Here is a 24,088-nt window from a genome sequence, read left to right on the forward strand (position 1 = left end):
CTGACTCACACCTGGAAAACCGGCACAGGATTGCACCAACGGTCCTTGTATTCACGGTCGGCACGACCGAAGGAGAAACGCAGTGGCTTGTTCAGGGCACGGGCCTGTTCCCAGGCACTCTGGGTGTTGAGAAAACTCAGCACGCTGCCAGGGCTGAACTCACGAGTCTCCGGGTCTACCCCACCGTTCACGTACTCGACGCTGATCCACTCCGGCGCTTCGACCCGGTAGATCAGTTGCACGGCAATCGGCGCGTCGTTGAGGAAGATCACCGAACCGATCAGCAGCTCGCGCAGGCGCTCCAGCACCTCGGCCATACGCTCGGCACCGGTGGCGGCAAAGCCCCAGCGGCGCTGGAACAGGTCGCAGTAGATCGCCGCCAGCTCGGGGCTGCTGAAATCACTGACCGGGCGTACAACCCCGCCCGCCTCTTCCAGCAGGCGCAGCTCACGACGCTGGTTGTAACGAAACTTCTTCGACAGCTCTTCCGGCGTCCTGGCCATGGCCAGCTGTTCAGCCTGGGGCTTGAGGCCGGTCAGGCGCCCCTCGTTCAATGCGGACAGGTAACGCCCACGATGGCGCAACACCGCCTGAGCATCGGCAGCGGCGGGCAGGATCAGCTCGGCATTGCCGATATCGAACAGGCCCTTCTTGCCGGCCCGCTTGAGCACGTCCTTGGACAGCGCCAGGTCGCGCCCCCAGGTGGCAATGGCCGCCTGCAATTGGCCGTTGCGCTCCCAGGCCAGGTAGCGCACCGGGATCTGCACCAGGTCCGCCAACTGCTCCACCACCAGGGGATGGGTTGCCACACTGCCACCGAACCGCTGCCAGGCATCGGCGTAGGTCGATGCGTCAATGACTGACCAGCCACGTTCGCGCCAGCCTTGAAATCGATTGAGCATCAGCCCCTCGCGGTCAGATCGGTGACTTGCGGCAAACGCCAGAATACGTCGCGTACAGCACGGTCGGAGAAGCGCTCGCGCAGGCGATCGAGCATCAGCTCGGCACAGACCCGGCGCTGGTGATCGTCCATCGCGGCCAGATGCTGAAGCCCCTGGGCCATATGTTCAACGTCGCCCAGGGGGAACAGGATGCCCACTCCCTCGACCACTTCCCGGGCACCGCCACAGGCGGTGGCCAGCAGCGGCACGCCGGCGGCCATGGCCTCCAACAGGACCATGCCAAAAGGCTCGTGGTCGGAGCTCAAGGCAAACACATCGAAGGCGCGGAAATAGCGTCGGGCCTGAGGCACCTGCCCGAGGAACAGCACGCGATCGGCAATCCCCAGCTCGCGGGCCAGGGACTTCAGGTCTTTTTCCAGACGCCCGGTTCCGAGAATCGCCAGTTGGCTGTGCGGCGGCAATTGCGGCAAAGACGCGGCAAAGCCACGCAGCAAGGTGGCCTGGTCCTTGTCCGGATGCAGGCGCCCGACGTTGCCGACAATCCAGGCATCGGCGGACAGGCCCAGCTCGCTGCGCGCCTGGGCAGCGCTCAGTTGCTCGGCCTGCAGTGCCTCAAGGTCGATACGGTTGTACAGGGTCTGAATGCGCTGCGCCGGCCATTTCGGCAGGCAGGCACGCATGTCGTCACGCACCGCATCGGACACCCCGAGCAGGCTCAGGCGCTTACGGAACAGTTGGGCGAAGAGCTTGCGGCTGCCGCGCTTGTAATCGGAAAACGCATGATGGACACCGATCACCGGCAAGCCGGTACCCAGCAAGGCGATATAGATCGGCTTGAAGCGGTGAGCGATGCAGAAGCTGAAATTGCGTGACGCGGCGATCTTGCGCAGGTCGCGGATGGCGCCCAGCTTCAGGCCGCGGATGGCCTTGGAGCTGTATTCCATGAACAGCACTTCATCAGACGCGCAGCCCGCGGCGACATCGGCATCGGCGGCCCCGGTGAGAAACACCGTGGTCACTCGATAGCCGCTGCCCGCGAACAGGTTGGCGTATTGCCGGGCACAGTCCAGGAACGGCCCGTCATAGCCGTGGCAGAACTGCAGCACATGGCGTTCAGCCGAGCGTGTCATAAGGGTCCACGCCGTCTTTGACCACCAGAATGTCTTCCATGATCAGGTACTGCAGGTCGGACCCGTAGAACATGTTCAGGGCATCGGTGGGCGAACAGATCATCGGTTCGCCACGGCGGTTCAACGAGGTGTTCAGCGACACGCCGTTGCCGGTCAGTACTTCCAGGGCCTTCATCATGTCGTAGTAGCGCGGGTTGTATTCGCGCTTGAGCACCTGAGCCCGGGACGTGCCGTCCTCGTGGACCACTTCCGGCACCCGGGTCTTCCACTCTTCAGCCACTTCGAAGGTGAAGGTCATGAACGGCGCCGGGTGATCGACCTTGATCATCTGCGGGCCGACGGTGTCGAGCATCGACGGGCAGAAAGGCCTCCAGCGCTCGCGGAACTTGATCTGTTCGTTGATCCGGTCGGCCACGCCAGTGGCGCTCGGGCAACCGATGATCGAACGGCCGCCCAGGGCACGCGGACCGAACTCCATGCGGCCCTGGAACCAGGCCACCGGGTTGCCATCCACCATGATCTTGGCGATACGCTCCGGGGTGTTGTCGATCTGCCGCCAGGCTGGCTTGTTCGGGTGGCGGGCACAGGCCGCGATCACGTCTTCGTTGCTGTAGGACGGGCCGAGATAGACATGCTCCATCTTCTCTACCGGCACCCCACGGGCATGGGAAACGTAAGCCGCCGCACCAACGGCGGTACCGGCGTCGCCGGAAGCCGGCTGCACGAACAGCTCCTTGACCTCGGGACGGGCAATGATCTTCTGGTTCAGCTTGACGTTCAGCGCACAGCCGCCGGCGAAGGCCAGCTTGCCGGTTTCCTTGAGGATGTCGCCCAGGTAATGGTCGATCATCTGCAGGGCCAGCTTCTCGAACAGCGCCTGCATGCTCGCCGCGTAGTGGATGTACGGCTCGTCGGCGATGTCGCCTTCGCGCTTGGGACCCAGCCACTCGATGAGTTTTGGCGAGAAGTAGAAACCCTTGCCCTTCTCTTTGTAGCGACGCAGGCCGATGACGTTGGCGTAATCGGTGTTGATCACCAGCTCGCCGTTTTCAAAACTGGCCAGGCGCGAGAAATCGTATTTGCTGGCATCGCCGTACGGCGCCATGCCCATGACCTTGAACTCGCCGTCGAGCATCTCGAAGCCGAGGAACTCGGTGATCGCGCCATAGAGGCCGCCCAGGGAGTCCGGGTCGAAGAATTCCTTGATCTTGTGGATCTTGCCGTTTTCGCCGTAGCCGAAGAAGGTGGTGGCGTACTCACCCTTGCCGTCGATCCCGAGGATCGCGGTCTTCTCCGTAAAGCCCGAGCAGTGGTAGGCACTGGAGGCGTGGGCCAGGTGGTGTTCCACCGGCTCGATCTTGACCTTTTTCGGGTCGAAGCCCAGCTGCTCCAGGCACCAGACGATCTTATTGCGGTAGCGCTTGTAGCGACGGTTACCCATCAGGATCGCGTCCAGGGCGCGGTCCGGGGCGTACCAGTAGCGCTTGGCGTAGTGCCAGCGAGCCTTGCCGAACAGGCTGATCGGGGCAAACGGAATCGCGACTACGTCAACGTCGGAAGGCTTGATCCCGGCCTGCTCCAGGCAGAATTTCGCCGACTCGTAGGGCATGCGGTTCTTTGCATGTTTGTCGCGCACGAAACGCTCTTCTTCAGCGGCGGCAATCAGCTTGCCGTCGATATACAGGGCCGCTGAAGGATCATGGCTAAGGGCGCCGGACAGGCCAAGAATCGTCAATGCCACAGGGGTCTAGCCTCGTTTAGTCTGCATGCGGGCGCGATGCGCCTTGAAAATGAAGTGTGCTCGCAAGGGGCGAGAAACAACGAAAGGGCGGGATTATAACGTAAAAGCAGGTGCAAGCCTCTAGCGGCGAGCGCCAAGCCCGGGTTGACACCCGCCGCGCGCCGTGGCCGCGGCGCAGGCAGCGGCCATGGGTCGCAGGTCAGGCCTCGGTGCCCTGGGCCGTCTTGGGCAGGCGCTGGTCAATCACTTGATACAAATTGCTGTCTTGCGGCCAATTGCGCATGAATCGCGCGCGATCACGGGCATAAGCCGGGGCAAAGCTGCTCAGGCTGGAGTGCTGGCACATGGAGTCGAGGTCTATCAGCGCCCAGCGACCCTCTTGCCAGAACAGGTTGTGGCCCTTGAAGTCGCCATGGCTGATGCGCTCCTTGATCAGCTCGGCAAACAGCTGGTCCAGCGCCAGCAATTCAGGCTCCGGGGCTTGCCCGCTGTCCACGAAGGGTGCAAAGCGCTCGATGATGTCCGGCCCTGGCAGATGCTCGGTCACCAGGTAGGCGCTGCGCCGCAGCCACAGGAAACGCCGCTCCAGCAAGGCCAGAGGCTTGGGCGTGGCAATGCCCAGGAACGCCAGGCGATTGCCTTCGCGCCAGGAATGCCAGGCCCGGCTCGGGCGCCAGAAGCGCTTGAGCCAGTGAGCAAAGCCCTTGATGTTGTAGCGCTTGATCACCAGCGGCCGGCCCGCAACCTCGACCCGCCCAACACTGGCCGCGCCACCGGTCTTGTACAGATGGCCCTGATCCAGCAGGGCGTCGGCGTGCTCCAGCACCGGCAGCATCGCCGCCTCTTCCTCACGGCGGATCGCGCGCAAGGCGAACGGGCCGCGCTGCACGCTGAACAGCGTGCACTCGCGGCCGACCTTGTTGAGAAAGTCCCGCAGGCGCCAGCCCCGGACCTTGTTCACCTGCTTCTGCAGGGCTTCCAGGGGCAAGGCATGCTCGGCGTTGCTCAACAGGTAGTGCACCAGCAACTCTTCGGTGAACGGTTCCAGGCTCTTGGGCAACTGGGCGAAGAATACCCCGAGGTTCTCCAGGACCTTCTGCCGGGACAGGGGCTTGCCCGCCTCTTCGACACAGATCCCCGCCCCATCGATCAAATACAGCCGGTTATCGTGGCGCAGCAGATTGTCCAGGTGCAGGTCCGATTGCCACAGGCCCTTGGCGTGCAACTGGCCGATAGCCCCGAGGGCCTCGGCCAGTACCTCAGCCTGCTCGTCGGCCAGCACTGGCAGAGCTTCCACCTGCTTCCAGGCGTCGCCCAGGCTTTGTGCGCCCTGCAGTAACTCGAACAGCAGCCAGCCGCCCTCGCCTTCCTGCAAACCGTCCGCCAGCAGCAAGGGCGTCGTCAGCCCTTGTTCTGCAAGCAGGCGCACACCCTGCAATTCTCGCTGGAAATGCCGAGCGGCCTTGGAGCCCACCAGCAGCTTGGCCAGCACCGGACGCCCGCGCCAGACCCCGGCCCCCACGTAACGCTGCCCCGGCAGCACCCGCAGCAGGCTCAGCAACTGCAACTGTGCCGGGCCGGCGGCGTCCGCCAATTCCAGGCTCAAGGGCAGCGTCGGGCTGCGCCCGCTGTTCTTCAGTTCGGACAGACGCATCAGCGTGCCCCCTTGTGGCTGCGCCGAGCACTGAGCCGCGCCACCCAGGCATCCACCAGGGAGCTGTCCCGAGGCTGGCCCACATAGGCCGCCAGCAGGCTGCGCACCTCATCACCGCTCCACACCGCAGCCCGGCGCAGCAAGGGCTCCAGATCCTTGACCCGATCACGCTGGCCAAACAGCAGGGGCCGGGTCTTTTCCAGGTCGATCAACTGCGCCTGATACCCATCGCCCTCGGCCCGCAGGAAAATATGCTTGGGATAGAAGCAGCCATGCACCTGGCGCAAGCCGTGCAGCTGCCGGGCCAGTTGCCCGCAAGCCTGGAGCACCGCCTGCCGCTGATGCTCGCTGAGCCGGTCCCACTGCAACAGCAGCGCATCCAGGTCATCCCAGCCATCCAGGGCCCGGGTCACCAGGATCGCCCGGGACTCGCCATCGACCTTGCGCATACCGAAGAACACCGCTTGCAAGGCCGGAATGCCCAACTGCTGGTAGCGGCGGATATTGCGAAATTCACGGGCGAAACTCGGCTCGCCAAAGGGCCGGTGCAGGGTCCGGGTCAGGTAGTTGGTCTGGCGCTTGAGGTAGAACCCCTGCCCTTCCACATCCAGGCGAAACACACTGCTGCTGCCGCCACGACCGGTATTGGGTTCGTCCACCGCTTCCAATTGGGTGGCCCACAGCTGGTCGAAAGTGCCGAGGCCATTGCGCTCCAGCAGCGCACGCTCCTCGGACGCCAGAAAATCAGTCATTCACGCCCCTCGAAAAATCTCACCACGTGGCGAATACGCTCCTTGTCGGCGGCACTCAAGTGATCACGCTGACGGTATTGCAGGTAGAAACGCAGACGCTGGGTGGCCGACAGATGGTATTTGGCCACCTTATCCAGACAGGCCAGGTCCTTGGTGATCCGGTACTTGAGCCAGAAGCCACGCCAGAAATCACCGTTCGGGCAGTCGATCAGGTACAACCGGTCCTGGTCGTCGACCAGCAGGTTGCGCCACTTCAAATCATTGTGGGTAAAGCGGTGGTCATGCATGACCCGGGTGTAAGCGGCCAACTGACGGCTGACGCCATCCACCCAACGACGGTCCTTCAGACGCGGGTCGTTGCTTTCGGCCAGCACCGAGAGATCCTCGGTACGTGGTAGCTCCCTGGTGATCATCGCACCCCGGGAATAGGCCAGGCAGCGACGCTCCAGGCCCCAGGCCACCACATCGGCGGTGGGAATGCCCCATTTGGCGAAGCGCTTGAGGTTCTGCCACTCGAACTTGACCCGGGGCTTGCCCAGGTAGCGCCGCAGATTCTTGCCGGCGCCGGTATAGCGCTTGACGTAATAGTTGACGCCACCACGCTCGACGCGGATGACTTCGGACAACGGATCCCGGGTCAGGTGCTCGCCCTGCAGGGCAAACACCGCTTCCAGACTGCCGAAATCCTCCGCCAACGCCTGATAGGCCGGGTCCAGGTTCCAGCTCGCCATCAGAGTGCATCTCCGTACCGTTGCTTGCGGGCGTAGAGCTTTTCCGCCTTGCCTTCGAGCCAGGCCAGCAGCGCGCGCTCCTCGGCCAGAATCTGCCGCAACGGCTGCTGGAAGTAGCCCTTGAGAAAGCGCAGCTTGTCGCGGCGCGTCAGGCCGATATCCAAGGCCGAGAAATACAGCGCCGCCAGATCCTTGTTGCGCCAGCGCTGAGTGATCTTCGGCCGGGTCTGGGCCCGGTGCAGGTCGATCACCGAGAGCTTGAGCCCTTCGGGAGTGACAGGCCGATCGGTGTGCAGCAGGAAGTGGCAGATATAGCAGTCGCGGTGGTTGACCCCGGCGCGATGCATCATGCCGGTCATGCGCGCTACTTCGGCGATCAGCGCGCGCTTGAGCGCAGGCGCCGGCGGCTGCTTGACCCAGTCGATGCTGAAATCTTCGAGGCTGACGGTCGGCGCCAGTTCCTCGGTGACGATGAACGAATGCTGGTCTGCCGGATTGGCCCCACGCTCGCCGTAGGCCACGGCGGTCATGGTGGGCACGCCCACCTGATGCAGGCGCTCCAGGGCGCGCCATTCCTGGCCGGCGCCGAGCACCGGCAGTTTGGCGGTGACCAGGTTCTTGACGATCTCGCCCCAGCCGATCCCACGATGGATCTTCACGAAATAACCGCGGCCGTCGACTTCCGTACGCAAGGTACGGCGCGCTTCCAGCTCACGGTAGACCTGGCCCTTCAGGCCCTCGACAGCGTCGAACGCATCGCGTCCGGCCCAGAGGCTCTTGAAGGGTTCGGCAAGCATCAACTTCATCGGTGTTGCTCCGCCAGAATCACATCCGCAGCGTGCTGCGGCATGCTGTAAAGGTCGGCCGTCTCGGCGAACGCCAGGCCATTTCGGCTCCAGGTCGCGCGTGCAGCGTCGTCGGTCAACATGGTGGTGAGGTATTGATTGAGCTGCGCCTGTTCCAGCGGCTCATCCAGCACCAGGCCGCTCTGGGCCTCGGCAATGTAATGGGCATAACCGCAGACCGCGCTGACCAGCACCGGCAGGCCGGCCACCAGGGCCTCCAGCAATACGGTGCCGGTGTTTTCGTTGTAGGCCGGGTGAATCAGCAGGTCGGCGCCCAGCAGGAACCGCGGGATATCGCTGCGGCCCTTCATGAACTGCACCTGGTCGCTCAACCCCAGCGCAGCACTTTGCACCTGGAATACCTTGGGGTCGTCCTGGCCGATTACAAACAGCCGGGTGCGTTTTTTCAGCGCCGAGGGCAATGCCGCCAGGGCCTTGAGGCTGCGGTCCACACCCTTGGTCTTGAACCCGGAACCGATCTGCACCAGCAGCAGGTCGTCATCCTTGAGCTTGAATTCGCGACGAAAATCCGCCCGGATCTCGGCGGCGTTGGCCGGTGCCCGGCGGTCCTGGGCGATCCCCGGCGGCAGCAGGTGGAAGCGCTCCAGCGGGGTGTCGTAGTGCTTGATGAACAGCGGCTGCTGGACCTCGGAGATCATCAGGATCTCGGTCTTGGCGTCCTTGGCGAACACCGCGCGCTCGTACTCGGCAAAGTGCCGGTAACGGCCCCAGCGCCGGTACAGGGAGTGCCGCAGGTTCTGTGCCTTGTCCTCGAAACAGCCATCGGCGGCGTAGTACACGTCCAGCCCCGGCATCTTGTTGAAACCCACCAGCCGGTCCACCGGGCGCTTGGCCAGGTCGGCCTCCATCCAGGCGCTGAGCTTTTCATTGCGACGATGGTTGAACAGCGCCTTGACCGGCGCCACCAGCACTTCGAAACCGGGAGGGACATCGCCTTCCCAGATCAGGGTGTAGACACGGATCTGATGCCCACGCCGCTGGCACTCCAGGGCGATGCGCATGAAATCGCGCTGCAGGCCGCCGAAGGGGAAATACTTATAAAGGACAAAAGCCAATTGCATCAGCGCGGCTCCTCAGCCAGTAACAGGGTGCTCAGTCGGCTGGCGACACGCTCGGGATTCAGGCGAGTGAAGCACAGCGGCCACTCGCGTTTGAGGTCATAACGCTGCTGGTCCACAGCGGTGGGCTGATAGGTGCATTTCTTCTGCAGGCACGGCGCGCACGGGAAGTTGCTGCCCAGGTGGATCTGCACCCGGCCATAGGCGCCGGTCAGCCCCGGGTTGGTCGGCCCGAACAGTGAGATGGTCGGTACATCCAGTGCCGCGGCGAGGTGGCCCAGCCCGGTGTCCACGGCCACGCAGGCCTGGGCATCGGCCAGCACCTTGGCGACCCCGGCCAGGTTCAGCTTCGGCAGCACCGTGGCGTTTTTCAGGCCGCTGGCGATGCGTTCGGCGCGAGCCTTTTCCGCGGGGTTGCCCCAGGGCAACTTGACCTCGACGCCGAGCATGCCCATGCGTTCGGTCAGCTCGCGCCAGTAGGCCTCGGGCCAGTGCTTGGTGTCCCAGGTGGTGCCATGCAGGAACAGCACGAAGGGCTTCTTGCGCGGCAACTCCACGAGTTTTTCGACGTTCAGGCCATAGTCGCCCAGGCCCTGGGGCAGGTCGTAGCCCAGGGCCACGGCGAACAGCTGGCGCACGCGCTCCACCGCGTGCTGCCCACGGGCCACCGCCAGGCGCCGGGAATAGAAGCGTGAAGCCAGAGGCTCGCGGGCCGAGTTCTTGTCCAGCCCAGCCACCGGGGCACGCACGTAACGGGTCAGCCAGGCACTCTTGAGCAGGCCCTGGGCATCGATCACCAGGTCGTACTTGGTCGAGCGCACGCTCTGCTTGAAGCGTCGCCACTCGCCACTCTTGATGGTCTGCCAGATGTTCTTGCGCCAGCGACGGATCGCCACCGGTATCACCTTGCCGACCGCCGGATGCCAGGTGGGAATTTCGGCAAAGCCTTCTTCCACCACCCAGTCGAACTTGATCCCGGGGATGGCTCGCGCGGCATCGGTCAGCGCCGGCAATGCGTGAATCACATCCCCCAGGGACGAGGTCTTGATCAACAGTACCCGCAACTTATTGAACCTCGACCGGAGAGCCCTGCAAGCGCTGCAAGGCTTCATTCACCGGCTGCGGCAACAACTGGCGCAGGCAGTTGTAATGGCCGAAGCGGCAGGTGCGGTCAAAGCACGGGCTGCATTCGATCCCCAGCCGTACTACCTCGACCCGATCTGCCAGGGGCGGGGTGAAGCCCGGCGAAGTGGAGCCGTACACCGCCACCAGCGGGCGATTGAGCGCCGCAGCCACGTGCATCAAGCCGGAATCGTTGGACACCACCGAATCGGCGCAGGACAGCAGGTCGATGGCCTCGGCCAGGGACGTTTCGCCGCTGAGGTTGCTCGATTCCTCGCGCAGGCCGGGAATCAGCCGCCCGCGAATCTCTTCGCCCACAGCATGGTCATTCTTCGAGCCGAACAGCCAGACCTGCCAGCCTTCGCGGATCTTCGCCTCGGCGACCTGGGCGTAGTGCTCGGACGGCCAGCGCTTGGCTTCGCCGAACTCCGCCCCCGGGCACAGTGCCAGCACCGGGCGGTCCAGGCTCAGGCCGAACTTGGCCAGGGCCGCTTCCCGGCTTTGCGGATCGATCTGCAGGCTCGGGCGCGGATAAGGCTTGGGCAGCTCGGCCCCCGGCTCATAGGCCAGGGCCATGAAACGCTCGATCATCAGCGGGTAGCGCTCCTTGTCGAGCTTGCGCACGTCATTGAGCAGGCCGTAGCGGAACTCGCCGCGCCAGCCGGTGCGCTTGGGAATGCCGGCAAAAAACGGCACCAGCGCCGACTTCAGCGAGTTGGGCAGCAGGATCGCCTGATCGTACTGGCCAGCCAGGGACTTGCCGATCCGCCGGCGGGTCGCCAGTTCCAGGGCGCCATGGCCCAGGGGAAAGCTCAGGGCCCGACGCACCTGGGGCATGCGTTCGAGGATCGGCCGGCTCCACTCGGGGGCCAGCACGTCGATCTCGCATTGTGGATGACGCTGTTTCAGGCACTCGAAGAGTGTCTGCGCCATCACCATGTCACCGACCCAACTGGGCCCAACGATCAGAATATTCATGTGGTTTCCATAAACGAACCGGGGAGGCATACGCCTCCCCGCCTCGAGAATCCAGCACCGCGGCCTTCACCGCCGGTTCAGTTTGGGCGAGCCGGCAAGGCCCGCCGAATACATGGTTGGCCTTCTCAGGCCGCTTAGCTTAGCCCCAGCTCGCGCCAAATTCGTAACACTTCCCGTCGTTCGGTCACAAATTGATCACCGGTAATGATTCCGGCCTCATTCTGCAACGCCTGCCGGTGAGCCGCGGAACGGTAGGCCTTGTAGACCTCGCGCAGCAGGCTGGCATCGCTCGCGGGCATCAGCCCGACTTGCTCCAGACCTTCCAGGATGCGGATGTTATCGGTATAGCGCAGCAGTGACGGGTGCTCTTCGGACCACGCCAGGGCCGCGTATTGCACCATAAATTCGATATCGACGATACCTCCGGCGTCCTGCTTGAGGTCGAACGGCGCCGTGGCTTCGAAGGCATTGGCTGCGGTTCCGGCGGCGGTCAGGCGGCTGCCCAGGTTGTCGCGCATCTTGGCCCGCATCTCGCTGACTTCCTGGCGCAGCTTGGGCAGGTCGCGTTTTTTCCCCAGCACCGCGGCCCTGACCTTTTCAAAGGCCTGGCCCACATCCTGGCTACCCACCAGCACCCGCGCCCGCACCAGCGCCTGGTGCTCCCAGGTCCAGGCCTCGTTTTCCTGATAGCGGGCAAAGGCCCCCAGGGAACTCACCAGCAACCCCGAAGCGCCGGAAGGCCGCAGGCGCATATCCACTTCATAGAGCTGGCCGGAGTTGGTCTGGGTGGTCAGCAGGTGAATGATGCGCTGCCCCAGCCGGGTGAAGAACTGCGCACCGTCTATGGGTTTGGGTCCGTCGGTTTCCGCCTGGGGGTCGCCATCATGGATGAACACCAGGTCCAGGTCGGAACCGTGGCCCAGCTCGATGCCGCCGACCTTGCCGTAACCGACAATGATGAAGCCCGGGTCGCACAAGGTGCCGTCGGTACGCAGCGGTGCACCGTGCTTGGACACCGTCTGGCGCCAGGCCAGGGCCAGCACCTGCTCCAGGATCGCTTCGGCGAGCCAGGTCAGGTAATCGCTGACTTTCATTAAAGGCAGGCTGCCGGCGATCTCCGAGGCGGCCACTCGCAGGCGGTGGGCCAGTTTGAAGTGACGCAGGGCTTCCATCTGCTGCTCCAGGTCATCCTCGGGAATGCGCGTCAGGCGCTCGCGCAACTCGGCAGCCAGTTCCGGCGCCAGGGGCGGCTTGAACAGGCGCCCCTCGTTGAGCAGTTCATCCAGCAGCAGGGGGAAGCGGGTGATCTGCTCGGCGATCCACGGGCTGGCGGCGCACAAGGTCAGCAGACGACGTAGAGCCCCCGGGTTCTCGGTGAGCAGCACCAGATAGGCCGAGCGCCGCGCCACGGCTTCCACCAGCGGCAGCACTCGCTCCAGCACCAGGTCCGGATTGGCGTGCTCCACCGCCTGGGCCAGCAACCGCGGAATAAAGGCATCCAGACGTTCGCGCCCCAGGCGCTGCATGGCACGTAGCTGCGGGCTGCCCCGCAGACCGGCCAGGGCACGCAGGGCCTTGGGCGCATCGACGAAGCCGCCCTCCTGCAACTGGCGGCAGGCGGCCTCCTCGTCCTGGGCTTCCTCCCACAACGGCAGCCATTCGCCACCCACCACCACTTCGCTTTCGGCGCCTTCATCCTCATCCGGGTCGGCGATGACCTGACGGAAGTGCCAATCTACCCGGCCGCGCCAGTGCATCAACTGTTCGTGGAAGGCGTTCCAGTCGGCAAAGCCCAGCATGAAGGCGATCCGCGCCTGATCCTGGGGATTGTCCGGAAGCATCTGCGTCTGGCGATCGGCGATGGCCTGGATCGCGTGCTCGGTATAGCGCAGGAACTCATAGCCTTCGCGCAGCTCGCTGATCACGGCAGGCGGCAGGTAGCCCTGCCCTTCCAGAGTGCCCAGCACCTTTAATAGAGGACGCTGCTGCAGGCTCAGGTCGCGTCCGCCATGGATCAGCTGGAAAGCCTGGGCGATGAACTCGACCTCGCGGATCCCCCCCGAGCCCAGCTTGATATTGTCGGCCATGCCCTTGCGCCGGACTTCCTGCTGGATCAGCTGCTTCATGGTGCGCAGCGCCTCGATGGCGGAAAAGTCCAGGTAACGGCGATAGACGAAAGGCCGCAGCATGTCCAGCAACTGCGCACCGGCGGCCTGATCCCCTGCCACCACCCGGGCCTTGATCATGGCGTAGCGTTCCCAGTCGCGCCCCTGATCCTGGTAGTACTGCTCCAGCGCATTGAAGCTCAACACCAGGGCACCGGCAGAACCATAGGGCCGCAGGCGCATGTCGACGCGGAACACGAACCCGTCGACGGTCATCGGGTCCAGGGCCTTGATCAGGCGCTGCCCGAGGCGAATGAAGAACTCCTGATTATCCAGGGGCCGCTTGACGCCGACGGTCTCGCCGCCTTCGGGGTAGGCGAAGATCAGGTCGATGTCCGACGACAGGTTGAGTTCCACCGCCCCCAGCTTGCCCATGCCGAGGATCACCATCTGCTGCGGCTCGCCGCTACGCCCGCCGGTGGGCACGCCGAACTGCTGGGTGTGACGCAGATACAACCATTGATAGGCCTGGTCGATGCAGGCGTCGGCCAGATCGGAAAGGTCGCGGCAGGTCTGCACCAGATCCGCCTGGCGGGTCAGGTCGCGCCAGATGATCCGCACCTGCTGGCGGGTGCGCTGGCGCCGCAGCACGCGCCCCAATTGATCCTCGCTCTCGGCCGCCTGCACCGCGGCGGCGATTTGCGCGCACAACTCCCCAGGCGCGAATGGGCGGTCCAGCTCGCCGCTGCGCACCAGCTCCAGCAACATCAAAGGGTCACGCAGGCTCTGTTCAATGACAAAGTCGCTGGCGGCGCCCACCCGGGCGAACTCTGCCCAGCGTTCGGCGCTCCAGTCGGCCAACCCGGGATCGCCTTCCAGGGCCGCGACGGCGCCACGCAACGACTGCTCTGCGCGGCTGACCAATGGCAAGAGAATCGCGGGGACGGGGGCAAGCGCGGGCAGGCTCATGGGCTATCCTTGATCGGCGTGGAAAATGCGGGCGGGGACGGATGTCGCGGGCAGGTCGCCTGATGGACTGTCGAACAAAAGTTAGAAATAGCTGAAAATAGGTTTTTTTTAGCAGCCAGCATTAATTTATTACCTATTCCCGTTAGTCATCGACCAACAGTAACGATTATTCTCACAACGCAGCAGGAGGCCACAAGCCGCTCTTCTGTAGTTTTACTACTCGTATATACATTCGAAGGGCTGAAATGGCCGACGATTTGTAGTAAAACTACACGCCGCTGGATCAACCTCCGGCAATCCAAGAATTTATAATCGTCTGCCCAAAAGGCCAGTCGCAAACTCAGGCAACCGATTCTGGAAGCCTTTCCGCCCTGGAGCAAGCCATGCAAGACCTCGATCCCGTCGAAACCCAGGAATGGCTGGACGCCCTGGAATCGGTTCTCGACAAAGAAGGCGAAGACCGTGCTCACTATCTGATGACCCGTATGGGCGAACTCGCGACCCGCAGCGGCTCGCAACTGCCCTACGCCATCACCACGCCGTACCGCAACACGATTCCCGTCACCCACGAAGCACGCATGCCTGGCGACCTGTTCATGGAACGCCGCATTCGCTCGCTGGTACGTTGGAACGCGTTGGCCATGGTCATGCGTACGAACCTGAAAGATTCTGACCTGGGCGGTCACATCTCCAGCTTCGCCTCCAGCGCCACCTTGTATGACATCGGCTTCAACTACTTCTTCCAGGCCCCGACCGACGAACACGGCGGCGACCTGATCTACTTCCAGGGTCACGCATCGCCAGGCGTCTACGCTCGTGCGTTCATGGAAGGCCGCATCACCGAAGACCAGATGAACAACTTCCGCCAGGAAGTCGATGGCAATGGCCTGTCGTCCTACCCGCACCCTTGGCTGATGCCTGACTTCTGGCAGTTCCCGACCGTTTCCATGGGTCTGGGCCCGATCCAGGCGATCTACCAGGCGCGCTTCATGAAGTACCTGGAAGCCCGTGGCTTCATCCCTGCCGGCAAACAGAAAGTCTGGTGCTTCATGGGCGACGGCGAGTGCGACGAGCCGGAATCCCTGGGCGCGATCTCCCTGGCCGGCCGCGAGAAGCTGGACAACCTGATTTTCGTCATCAACTGCAACCTGCAGCGCCTCGACGGCCCGGTTCGCGGCAACGGCAAGATCATCCAGGAACTCGAAGGCGTGTTCCGTGGCGCCCAGTGGAACGTCAACAAGGTGGTCTGGGGCCGTTTCTGGGACCCACTGCTGGCCAAGGACGTCGACGGCATCCTGCAGCGCCGCATGGACGAAGTCATCGACGGCGAGTACCAGAACTACAAGGCCAAGGACGGCGCGTTCGTCCGCGAGCACTTCTTCAACACCCCTGAACTCAAGGCGATGGTTGCCGATCTGTCCGACGACGAGATCTGGAAACTCAACCGTGGCGGCCATGACCCGTACAAGGTCTATGCGGCCTACCACGAGGCGGTCAACCACAAAGAGCAGCCGACCGTCATCCTGGCCAAGACCATCAAGGGTTATGGCACCGGCGCCGGCGAAGCGAAGAACACCGCGCACAACACCAAGAAAGTCGACGTCGACAGCCTGAAGCTGTTCCGCGACCGTTTCGACATTCCGGTGAAAGACGACGACATCGAGAACCTGCCGTTCTTCAAGCCAGAAGAAGGCAGCGCCGAAGCCCGCTACCTGAGCGAGCGTCGTGCCGCACTGGGCGGTTTCGTGCCGCAGCGTCGCGCCAAGAGCTTCAGCGTCCCGACTCCGCCACTGGATACCCTCAAGGCCATCCTCGACGGCTCGGGCGACCGTGAAATCTCCACCACCATGGCCTTCGTGCGGATCCTCGCGCAGCTGGTCAAGGACAAGGAAATCGGCCAGCGCATCGTGCCGATCATCCCGGACGAAGCCCGTACCTTCGGTATGGAAGGCATGTTCCGCCAGTTGGGCATCTACTCCTCCGTCGGCCAGCTCTACGAGCCAGTCGATAAAGACCAGGTGATGTTCTACCGCGAAGACAAGAAGGGCCAGATCCTCGAAGAAGGCATCAACGAAGCGGGCGCCATGAGCTCCTTCATCGCTGCCGGTACTTCGTACTCCAGCCACAACCAGCCAATGCTGCCGTTCTACATCTTCTATTCGATGTTCGGCTTCCAGCGTATCGGCGACCTGGCCTGGGCTGCCGGCGACAGCCGTACCCGCGGCTTCCTGATCGGCGGTACTGCCGGGCGCACCACCCTCAACGGGGAAGGCCTGCAGCACGAAGACGGTCACAGCCACATGCTGGCCGGGACCATCCCGAACTGCCGCACCTTTGATCCGACCTACGGCTACGAGCTGGCGGTGATCATCCAGGACGGCATGAAGAAGATGACCGAAGAGCAACAGGACGTCTTCTACTACATCACCGTGATGAACGAGTCCTACCAGCAGCCAGCCATGCCGGCCGGTGTCGAGGAAGGCATCATCAAGGGCATGTACCTGCTGGAAGAAGACACCCGCGAGGCCGCGCACCACGTGCAACTGATGGGCTCCGGCACCATCCTGCGCGAAGTTCGCGAAGCCGCGAAGATCCTGCGTGACGAGTTCAACGTCGCTGCCGACGTCTGGAGCGTGACCAGCTTCAACGAACTGCGCCGCGACGGCCTGGCCGTGGAACGCAGCAACCGCCTGCACCCTGGCCAGAAGCCGAAGCTGAGCTACGTCGAAGAGTGCCTGAACGGCCGCAAGGGTCCGGTCATCGCCTCCACCGACTACATGAAGCTGTTCGCCGAGCAGATCCGCCAGTGGGTCCCATCCAAGGAGTTCAAAGTCCTGGGCACCGACGGTTTCGGCCGCAGCGACAGCCGCAAGAAACTGCGTCACTTCTTCGAAGTAGACCGTCATTTCGTGGTGTTGGCAGCCCTGGAAGCCTTGGCTGACCGTGGTGACATCGAACCTAAGGTCGTGGCTGAAGCCATCACCAAGTTCGGTATCAACCCGGAAAAACGCAACCCACTGGACTGCTGAGGAGACTTTCTGTGAGCGAACTCATTCGCGTACCTGACATCGGCAGCGGTGAAGGTGAAGTAATCGAACTGTTTGTGAAGGTCGGCGACCGTATCGAAGCCGACCAGAGCATCCTGACCCTGGAATCGGACAAGGCCAGCATGGAAGTGCCGGCCCCGAAAGCCGGCGTCATCAAGAGCCTCAAGGTGAAGCTGGGCGACCGTCTGAAAGAAGGCGACGAACTGCTCGAACTGGAAGTCGAGGGCGCCGCTGCTGCGGCCCCGGCGGCTGCTCCTGCGGCAAAAGCTGAAGCCAAACCGGCTGCTGCTCCTGCCGCAGCGCCAGCCCCAGCCGCAGCCCCTGCTGCCGCTTCGGTTCAGCAAGTGCACGTGCCGGACATCGGTTCGTCGGGCAAGGCCCAGATCATCGAGATCCAGGTCAAGGTCGGCGACAAGGTCGAGGCTGATCAATCGCTGATCACCCTGGAATCCGACAAGGCAAGCATGGAAATCCCGTCGCCTGCCGCTGGCGTGGTCAAGGCCATCAGCGTCAAGCTCAACGACGAAGTCGGCACCGGTGACCTGATTCTGGACCTGGAAGTGGCGGGTGCTGCGGCTCCTGCTGCCGCTCCGGCCCAGGCTGCTGCTCCGGCCGCTGCCGCTGCGCCTGCTCCTGCAGCAGCCCCGGCTGCTCCAGTGGCTGACAGTGTTCAGGACATCCACGTTCCGGACATCGGTTCGGCCGGCAAGGCCAAGATCATCGAAGTGCTGGTCAAGGCTGGCGACAGCGTTGAAGCCGACCAGTCGCTGATTACCCTGGAATCCGACAAGGCGAGCATGGAAATTCCATCGCCTGCCGCTGGCGTGGTGGAAAGCGTTTCCATCAAGCTGGACGACGAAGTCGGCACCGGCGATCTGATTCTCAAGCTGAAAGTCAAAGGCGCAGCGCCTGCTGCTGCCCCGGCTCCGGCTGCGGCGCCAAGCGCTCCGGCTCCAGCCGCCGCTGCTGCCCCGGCTGCCGCTGCACCTGCTGCCGCCCCGGCCGCCGCACCTGCCAAGCCAGGCGCGAAAGTTCACGCCGGCCCGGCTGTGCGTCAACTGGCCCGTGAATTCGGCGTCGAGCTGAGCGCTGTCGGCGCCAGCGGCCCGCACGGTCGCATCCTGAAAGAAGACGTGCAGGTCTACGTCAAGGCCATGATGCAGAAGGCCAAGGAAGCGCCAGCTGCTGGCGGCGCAACCGGTGGCGCGGGCATCCCGCCGATTCCGGTCGTGGACTTCAGCCGCTTCGGTGAAATCGAAGAAGTGCCGATGACCCGCCTGATGCAGGCCGGCGCCGCCAACCTGCACCGCAGCTGGCTGAACGTGCCACACGTGACTCAATTCGACTCGGCCGACATCACCGAGCTGGAAGCTTTCCGCGTTGCACAGAAGGCCGTGGCCGAGAAGGCCGGCGTCAAGCTGACCATCCTGCCGCTGCTGCTCAAGTCCTGTGCCCACCTGCTCAAGGAACTGCCGGACTTCAACAGCTCCCTGGCGCCAAGCGGCAAGGCGATCATCCGCAAGAAGTACGTGAACATCGGCTTCGCCGTGGACACTCCGGATGGCCTGCTGGTACCGGTGATCAAGAACGTCGACCAGAAGAGCCTGCTGCAACTGGCGGCCGAGGCGGCTTCCCTGGCGGAAAAAGCCCGCACCAAGAAGCTCTCCGCGGACGAGATGCAAGGCGCCTGCTTCACCATCTCCAGCCTCGGGCACATTGGCGGCACCGGTTTCACGCCGATCGTCAACGCGCCGGAAGTGGCGATCCTCGGTGTTTCCAAGGCCACCATCCAGCCAGTCTGGGACGGCAAGGCCTTCCAGCCGAAACTGATGCTGCCACTGTCCCTGTCCTACGATCACCGTGTGATCAACGGCGCGGCCGCCGCACGCTTCACCAAGCGCCTGAGCGACCTGCTGGCAGACATCCGCACCATTCTGCTGTAACCCGCGTACCGGCCCTCCTGTCATGGGCGGGCCGGTAGCGCACGCTTTCCGAGCGCCACGCTCGTACCTCAACCCCGTCAATTTGGCGGGGCTTTTTTTGCCAGAAAAACGTCGCCAATTGCCCGTCAGTGCACGACGTTAAACAGCAAAAAAGTTACTTTGCAGAAATCCTTCTGCCTGCCGATACAGGTTTATAGCACTTAGCCTTCATCTTACTTGTCAGTCGATGCGCCATGATGCAACCTTGCCGCAGGCAACAGTAAAGAGGGCGTGAGCCCGGCGCGATCAGCAATTTCGAAGCGAGTTTCCCCATGAAAAGCCAACCCGATGCCGCCAGCCGTATGGCGGCCGAGGTAGTGACGCAGTTGCCTGTGCCCTCGCGGCTCGGCATGTTGCGTTTCGAACGGCTGAATGAAGCGAGCTGGGCGCTGCTGTTTCTCGATCCCAATTGCGAACGCCAGTTCGGCCTGCCCGCCGTCGAACTCTGCGCCCTGGTCGGCTCGCCCTATGCCAGCCTGATGGAGCCCGAAGCCCGCTATCAGTTGCACGACACCATCCAGCAGCAACTGAGCAACAGCTCCCATTACCTGATCCGCTATACGCTGCACACCGCCCAGGGGCCCTTGAGCATCCTCGAGCTGGGCGAAGCCTACAAACAGCACAACCGGCACCTGCTGCGCGGCTACCTGTTGGTGGTCGAAGGGCTGTTCAGCGATGCTTCGGCGCTGCCGGCACTGGATCTGGAAACCCAGAACACCCGCCTGCAGATCGCCCTGGAACTCAACCAGCGGGCCCAGCAGGAGCAATTGCAGCACCTGGAACGGGTGCGGGCGCAGCAGGATTTGATCCTGCTCCTGACCCGCCAGCGCTACAGCACCGGCAATTCGTTGAAGGAAGCTGCCGAACTGATTACCCGCAGCGCCTGCGACATCTACCAGATCGACTGCGCCAGCATCTGGAACCTGGAAGACCAGCAACTGGTGCCGATTGCCGCCTATCACCGCGGCCCCCAGGAATACCGCATGCCGGAGTCCATCGACGCCAGCAGCTTTCCCGACTACCTGGAAGCCCTGCATAGCTGCCGCGCCATCGACGCGCAGAACGCCATGCGCGACCCGCGAACCCGGGAGATGGCCGAGAGCCTGCGCCCGCGGGACGTCAACGCCATGCTCGACGCCAGCATCCGCATCGACGGCCAGGTGGTCGGCGTACTGTGCCTGGAACAGACCGGCATGACCCGGGCCTGGCAGTCCGACGAGATCGCCTTCGCCGGCGAACTGGCAGACCAGTTCGCCCAGGTCATCAACAATCACAACCGGCGGGCCGCCACCAGCGCCCTGCACCTGTTCCAGCGCGCCGTGGAACAGAGCGCCAACGCCTTCCTGCTGGTCAATTGCGACGGCGTGGTGGAGTACGTCAACCCCAGCTTCACGGCGATCACCCAATACAGCACCGAAGAGGTCCATGGCCACCGCCTGTCCGAACTGCCGGCCCTGGAAAACCTCAGCGAGCTGCTGTTCGACGCTCCGTCCAGCCTGGCCAAGAGCAACAGCTGGCAGGGCGAGTTCAAGAGCCGGCGCAAGAACCTGGAGCCTTACTGGGGCCAGCTGTCGATCTCCAAGGTGTATGGCGACAACCGCGAGCTGACCCACTACATCGGCATCTACGAAGACATCACCCAGACCAAGCTCGCCCAGCAGCGCATCGAGCGCCTGGCCTACACCGACAACCTGACCAACCTGGGCAACCGCCCCGCCTTCATCCGCAACCTCGATGAACGCTTTGCCCGAGACAGCGATACCCCGATCAGCCTGCTGCTGGTGGACATCGACAATTTCAAGCGGATCAACGACAGCCTCGGCCACCAGACGGGCGACAAACTGCTGATCAGCCTGGCCCGGCGCCTGCGCAACAGCCTGAGCCCCAGCGGTAGCCTGGCGCGCTTCGCCAGCAACGAATTCGCCGTGCTGCTGGACAACACCGACCTGGAAACCGGGCAACAGATCGCCAGCCAGTTGCTGATGACCCTGGACAAGCCGATGTTCGTCGACAACCAGTTGATCAGCGTCACCGGCTCCGTGGGCCTGGCCAGTGCGCCGCTGCACGGCCGTGACCCGCAGACCCTGATGCGCAACGCCGGCCTGGCGCTGCACAAGGCCAAGGCCAACGGCAAGCACCAGGTGCAGGTGTTCACCGAGGCGCTGAACGCCGAGGCCAGCTACAAACTGTTCGTCGAGAACAACCTGCGCCGCGCCCTGACCCAGAACGAGCTGGACGTGTTCTACCAGCCCAAGCTGTGCCTGCGCAGCGGCCGCCTGCTGGGCATGGAGGCGCTGCTGCGCTGGAACCATCCGGAAAAGGGCATGATCCGCCCCGACCAGTTCATCAGCGTGGCGGAAGAAACCGGCCTGATCATCCCCATCGGCAAGTGGATCGCCCGCCAGGCCTGCCGCATGAGCAAGCAACTGACCGCCGCCGGCATGGGCAACCTGCACGTGGCCATCAACCTGTCGCCCAAGCAGTTTTCCGACCCGGACCTGGTGGCCTCCATCGCCAGCATCCTCAAGGAAGAACAACTGCCCTCCTCGCTGCTGGAGCTTGAGCTGACAGAGGGCCTGCTGCTGGAAGCCACCGACGACACCCACCAGCAGCTGGAACAACTGAAAAAACTCGGCCTGACCCTGGCCATGGACGACTTCGGCACCGGCTATTCGTCCCTGAGTTACCTGAAGAAATTCCCCATCGATATCATCAAGATCGATCGCAGCTTCATCCACGAGATCCCCGACAACCAGGACGACATGGAAATCACCTCTGCGGTGATCGCCATGGCCCACAACCTGAAGATCAAGGTGGTCGCCGAAGGCATCGAGACCGCCGAGCAACTGGCCTTCCTGCGCCGCCATCGCTGCGACGTGGGCCAGGGCTACCTGTTCGACCGGCCGATTCCCGGCTCCGAGCTGATTGCCAAGCTCAAGCGTTATCCTCGTGGCCCAATTGCCTGACAGCGCTGTAACACTCGGGCAAACTGCGTGTCTATCGACTGACTGACTCCCCAACCTGACTGGAGGACTGCAACATGGTCTTGCGCTCGGAAATTCTGGTGAACAAAAACGTGCTTCCAACCAAAGAACAAGCTCTGCCTGGCCGTGAAACCCCCATGGCCCTACCTGCCGAACACTACGTCAACGGCAACCCGCTGCTGGGCCCGTTTCCGGGCAATGTGGATTTCGCCATCTTCGGCCTGGGCTGTTTCTGGGGTGCCGAACGGCGATTCTGGCAGCGCGAAGGCGTGTTCAGCACGTGCGTGGGTTATGCCGGCGGCTTCACCCCGAACCCGACCTACGAAGAAGTCTGCTCGGGCCTGACCGGGCATACCGAAGTGGTGCTGGTGGTGTACGAGCCGGAAAAGGTCAGCTACAAGGAATTGCTGGCGATGTTCTGGGAACTGCATAACCCGACCCAGGGCATGCGCCAGGGCAATGACATCGGCACCCAGTACCGCTCGGTGATCTACGCCACCAATCCGACCCAGCTGGAGCAGGCGCTGCACAGCAGGGACGTGTTCCAGGCGGAGCTGACCAAGGCCGGCCTGGGCACCATCACCACGGAAATCGAAGAAGCGCCGACCGTGTACTTCGCCGAGGCTTACCACCAGCAGTACCTGGCGAAGAACCCTGAAGGCTATTGCGGGATCGGCGGCACCGGCGTGACCTGCCCGATCTGAGTCCTTGGGCCGGCCAGCCGGCTCCTGCAACCTTCCGCAGGAGCTGGCTGGCCAGCGACCCTTTACTCTGCGATCAACCAGTCCATCTGCCAGCCGCCCTGGGTCTGGCCGAGCTTCTTCGACAGCCAGGGCAGCAGCTCGCGCAACTCCTCTTCCAGGCCCCAAGGCGGGTTGGCGATCGCCAGGCCCGAACCGTTGAGGCTGTTGGGCGTATCCAGCGGATGCACCAGCAACTCCACCCGCAGCAGCTTCGGCGCACCGGTACCGGCCAGGTCCTGATAGAAGCGTCGCAGGGCGCGCTGGTCCTTGACCGGGTACCAGATGGCCGCCACGGTCTGGCGCATGCGGCCAATGGCTTCCTTCAGCGAGGCCGCACAGCGCTGCATCTCGTCCAGTTGCTCGAAAGGCGGGTCGATGAGCATCACCGCGCGTTTTTCCGCCACCGGCAGCAGGGCCCGGGCCACGTGCCAGCCCTCGCCCAGGTGCACCGCTACCCGCCGGTCACCCTTCATGTTGTCCTTGAGCAGCAGGCCGTCTTCCGGGTGTTTCTCGTTGAGCAGCACCCGATCCTGGGAACGGGTCAGGCGCCGAGCCAGTTCCGGCGAGCCCGGGTAGTAACGCAACTCGCCATCGGGGTTCATCTTGTGCAGCACCTGCATGTAATCGGCGGTCAGCGCCGGCAGGTCCTCGTCGCCCCACAGGCGGGCGATGCCTTCCAGGTACTCGCCGGTGCGCGTGGCCTGGTCGCCCTTGAGGTCATACAGGCCGATACCGGCGTGGCTGTCGAGGTAGGCGAACGGCTGCTCCTTGCGCGACATCAGGGCGATGAGGCGGGTCAGGGTCAGGTGTTTGAAGACGTCGGCGTGATTGCCGGCGTGGAAGGCGTGACGATAGTTCATGGTTGCTCCTGCGCAGGGGGGCAAGTTTACCCTGTGCGCAGGCTGTCGTCAGTTCAGAGCGGGGCCGTACCCGGCGCAGGCGACGACGGGCACGGCCAGGGTTTCAGACGAACTCGTGGCTGACTTGCGACCACAGGCTGACCCGCCGCCCGGACGTTTCGAACACCTCGATCTCGCGCTTGATCCCGCCACTGTCCTTCCAGCCCGGCAGGTCGAGCACGATCAGTTCCTCCATCATCGCCATGTACAGCGCATCCACCGGCGCCCAGAGCTTGCCGATGGCGGCATTGTCCTTGCCCGCCAGGCACAGGTTGATCGGGTGGGACATGCTCACCTGGCTGAACACCGCATGGCCGGCTTCCAGTATCTGCGCCGCGACCTGGTTGCATTGGAGAAAACGCTCGTTGATGACGGCCGGCTCGGAATGGCTGTAGGGGCAGGCCAGGAAAATCTTGCGCATCGTT

Annotated in this window: 17 protein-coding genes; 4 read left to right on the plus strand and 13 right to left on the minus strand. The window is 63.5% G+C overall.

The genetic code is table 11. The features are described 5' to 3' along the window. Positions 1-5 precede the first annotated feature (5 nt). The 11 genes from AC1RCO_RS21525 to glnE form a co-directional block, all read right to left on the minus strand. Positions 6-902: an antimicrobial resistance protein Mig-14 gene (locus tag AC1RCO_RS21525; RefSeq protein WP_492618028.1), complete on the minus strand. Its 897-nt coding sequence runs from the start codon at positions 900-902 to the stop codon at positions 6-8. After that, positions 902-2,032: a glycosyltransferase gene (locus AC1RCO_RS21530; RefSeq protein WP_220223605.1), complete on the minus strand. Its 1,131-nt coding sequence runs from the start codon at positions 2,030-2,032 to the stop codon at positions 902-904. Before AC1RCO_RS21530 ends, AC1RCO_RS21525 begins: the two co-directional genes overlap by 1 nt. Continuing rightward, entirely contained in the window at positions 2,016-3,773 is a 1,758-nt protein-coding gene (locus tag AC1RCO_RS21535) for a carbamoyltransferase family protein (RefSeq protein WP_011058891.1), read from the minus strand. Before AC1RCO_RS21535 ends, AC1RCO_RS21530 begins: the two co-directional genes overlap by 17 nt. 199 nt (positions 3,774-3,972) lie before the next feature. After that, positions 3,973-5,427: a lipopolysaccharide kinase InaA family protein gene (locus AC1RCO_RS21540; RefSeq protein WP_492618029.1), complete on the minus strand. Its 1,455-nt coding sequence runs from the start codon at positions 5,425-5,427 to the stop codon at positions 3,973-3,975. Beyond that, entirely contained in the window at positions 5,427-6,179 is a 753-nt protein-coding gene (locus tag AC1RCO_RS21545) for a lipopolysaccharide kinase InaA family protein (protein ID WP_258611402.1), read from the minus strand. The genes AC1RCO_RS21540 and AC1RCO_RS21545 overlap by 1 nt, the downstream gene beginning before the upstream one ends. Continuing rightward, on the minus strand, positions 6,176-6,910 hold the full coding sequence (locus AC1RCO_RS21550; protein ID WP_065364867.1) for a lipopolysaccharide kinase InaA family protein: 735 nt from the start codon (positions 6,908-6,910) through the stop codon (positions 6,176-6,178). Before AC1RCO_RS21550 ends, AC1RCO_RS21545 begins: the two co-directional genes overlap by 4 nt. Beyond that, entirely contained in the window at positions 6,910-7,716 is an 807-nt protein-coding gene (gene rfaP / locus AC1RCO_RS21555; RefSeq protein WP_401402563.1) for a lipopolysaccharide core heptose(I) kinase RfaP, read from the minus strand. The genes AC1RCO_RS21550 and rfaP overlap by 1 nt, the downstream gene beginning before the upstream one ends. After that, positions 7,713-8,837 (minus strand): glycosyltransferase family 4 protein, encoded by a 1,125-nt coding sequence (locus tag AC1RCO_RS21560; RefSeq protein ID WP_011058886.1) that lies wholly within the window; start codon positions 8,835-8,837, stop codon positions 7,713-7,715. Before AC1RCO_RS21560 ends, rfaP begins: the two co-directional genes overlap by 4 nt. After that, positions 8,837-9,898, minus strand: coding sequence for a lipopolysaccharide heptosyltransferase I (gene waaC / locus AC1RCO_RS21565; protein ID WP_011058885.1), 1,062 nt, complete (start codon positions 9,896-9,898; stop codon positions 8,837-8,839). The genes AC1RCO_RS21560 and waaC overlap by 1 nt, the downstream gene beginning before the upstream one ends. 1 nt (position 9,899) lies before the next feature. After that, positions 9,900-10,934: a lipopolysaccharide heptosyltransferase II gene (gene waaF / locus AC1RCO_RS21570; RefSeq protein WP_072452057.1), complete on the minus strand. Its 1,035-nt coding sequence runs from the start codon at positions 10,932-10,934 to the stop codon at positions 9,900-9,902. A gap of 134 nt (positions 10,935-11,068) precedes the next feature. Continuing rightward, a complete protein-coding gene (glnE, locus tag AC1RCO_RS21575) occupies positions 11,069-14,008 on the minus strand; it encodes a bifunctional [glutamate--ammonia ligase]-adenylyl-L-tyrosine phosphorylase/[glutamate--ammonia-ligase] adenylyltransferase (RefSeq protein WP_019093029.1) in 2,940 nt (979 codons plus the stop codon). Positions 14,009-14,391: 383 nt separating this feature from the next. Between glnE and aceE the strand changes: the two genes are divergently transcribed. From aceE to msrA, 4 genes are all read left to right on the plus strand, one after another. Then, entirely contained in the window at positions 14,392-17,037 is a 2,646-nt protein-coding gene (gene aceE / locus AC1RCO_RS21580) for a pyruvate dehydrogenase (acetyl-transferring), homodimeric type (RefSeq protein WP_011058882.1), read from the plus strand. 11 nt (positions 17,038-17,048) lie between these two features. Next, entirely contained in the window at positions 17,049-18,998 is a 1,950-nt protein-coding gene (aceF, locus tag AC1RCO_RS21585) for a dihydrolipoyllysine-residue acetyltransferase (RefSeq protein WP_072452058.1), read from the plus strand. A gap of 311 nt (positions 18,999-19,309) precedes the next feature. Beyond that, the gene (locus tag AC1RCO_RS21590) at positions 19,310-22,003 is read left to right on the plus strand and encodes a sensor domain-containing phosphodiesterase (RefSeq protein WP_011058880.1); all 2,694 of its coding nucleotides are present in this window, start codon (positions 19,310-19,312) and stop codon (positions 22,001-22,003) included. Between the two features lie 74 nt (positions 22,004-22,077). Further along, positions 22,078-22,725 (plus strand): peptide-methionine (S)-S-oxide reductase MsrA, encoded by a 648-nt coding sequence (gene msrA, locus AC1RCO_RS21595; RefSeq protein ID WP_011058879.1) that lies wholly within the window; start codon positions 22,078-22,080, stop codon positions 22,723-22,725. Positions 22,726-22,787: 62 nt separating this feature from the next. Here the strand turns inward: msrA and AC1RCO_RS21600 are convergent, their stop codons facing one another. Both AC1RCO_RS21600 and AC1RCO_RS21605 read right to left on the minus strand, forming a co-directional pair. After that, positions 22,788-23,624, minus strand: a complete 837-nt coding sequence (locus tag AC1RCO_RS21600) for a 23S rRNA (adenine(2030)-N(6))-methyltransferase RlmJ (protein ID WP_011058878.1) — start codon at positions 23,622-23,624, stop codon at positions 22,788-22,790. A gap of 103 nt (positions 23,625-23,727) precedes the next feature. Continuing rightward, positions 23,728-24,084: a DUF1937 family protein gene (locus tag AC1RCO_RS21605; protein WP_011058877.1), complete on the minus strand. Its 357-nt coding sequence runs from the start codon at positions 24,082-24,084 to the stop codon at positions 23,728-23,730. Between the last annotated feature and the right edge of the window lie 4 nt (positions 24,085-24,088).

The sequence above is a fragment of the Pseudomonas sp. GW823-FHT03E05 genome (assembly GCF_058796855.1).